2 protein-coding genes are annotated in these 1311 nt (G+C 43.0%); both read right to left on the bottom strand.

Annotated elements, in window-relative coordinates:
* Positions 1-35: 35 nt before the first annotated feature.
* The gene (locus tag BLP55_RS16580; protein WP_244503483.1) at positions 36-854 is read right to left on the bottom strand and encodes an IS3 family transposase; all 819 of its coding nucleotides are present in this window, start codon (positions 852-854) and stop codon (positions 36-38) included.
* Complete coding sequence (locus tag BLP55_RS16575; protein WP_091147533.1) at positions 788-1261, bottom strand: transposase; 474 nt, start codon at positions 1259-1261, stop codon at positions 788-790. Before BLP55_RS16575 ends, BLP55_RS16580 begins: the two co-directional genes overlap by 67 nt.
* Positions 1262-1311 lie beyond the last annotated feature (50 nt).

The raw sequence follows: 1311 nt of genomic DNA, 5'->3' as shown, positions 1-1311 counted from the left end.
TGTCTTGTCCTGAAATAAGTTGACCATTTTGGTTATCAATTCAGGCTGTATTTTTTATAAATGTGTTTTTGATTTTGGTGAGCGAACTCGGGTGTCTGCATTTCCAGGCTGCAATGTCTCCGTTGTTGATTGTAGATGTTTACGGCCTGTTTGATCATCTTTTGAGCAGTGACTAAATTAGGTAAAGTTCTTTTAAAACCAAACTCATATTTCAGGATTCCGTTAATCCGTTCGGCGACCGCATTTTCGTATGGATCATATTGCTGTGTCGTGCTAAGCAAAAGTCCGTTCTTTTCTGCAAATTCGGTGAATTCGGGCGCGCAGTATTGTATGCCTCGATCGCTGTGATGGATGATTTCCCGATGGCCGTATGTACGGTTTCTAAGCGCCATCGCCAAAGCGTCCTTGACCAGTGTCGCGCGCATATTCGTATCGATTTTATAGCCCATGATCTTCTTTGAATACACATCTGTCACCAACGCCAGGTAGGCGTGTAATTTCTCTAATTTGATGTATGTTATATCGCTTACCCATATTTGCTCGGCGTGGGTTGGGGTGATGTCTTTGAGTCGGTTCGGCGACTTGAAGAACTGATGTTTGGAATTTGTCGTCACATGGAATCGTTTCGTCTTTTTCACCAGCATCCCGTTGGCTCTCATGAGGTTGATGAACTTGTCGCGTCCCATCTTGATGTTGTGCTGCTCCAATTGCCTGTTGATGTCAAGGTAGAGCTTTTTGCATCCGTACCGTGGTTGTTTCTTGCGGATCGGGGCGATGAGTTCCAATACTACCTTGGTTTGTTCCTCCCTGTTTTTTTCTGCTTTGGCTCGTTTGTGGAAGGCTTGTTTTGTGATCCCGAAACATTGGCAGAGCCATTTCTTTTTGAAAGGTCTTTCTTTTTCGCCTCTATTTCTTTCATCAATGGTTCGGGCAACGACTTTTTTGCGAGTTCCAGTCCGGTCTCGACCTCCAGGCCCGCAATGATGTCCTGCTGGAAATCCTTGATGAATTCCAGGCGTTCGATTTCCTCCTTAAGTTTCTTTATCTCGTCTTTTAAACTCACGGCTTTTTTTGTTTGTTCAAAGGAACTCAATTTTTTCATCCAATACGAAATCGATGCACGCGAAATTTGATATTTATGCGCTGCGTGATTGACCGATATCTGGCCATTGGTAATTTCGGCAATGATGGAAAGTTTAAGGTCGTAACCAATCTTTTGATACTGTTTTTTTCGACAGGATGGATTTTCTTGTTTGCTCATGGCTGACTAAAATGTTTAATTTTTGGTCAACCTATTTTAGGACGAGGCAT

Origin of the sequence: Flavobacterium caeni (assembly GCF_900101895.1) — a bacterium.
In the GTDB taxonomy this organism is placed as follows: domain Bacteria; phylum Bacteroidota; class Bacteroidia; order Flavobacteriales; family Flavobacteriaceae; genus Flavobacterium; species Flavobacterium caeni.
The sequence above is the reverse complement of the archived record's forward strand: the minus strand, read 5'-3'. Positions and strand labels throughout refer to the sequence as shown.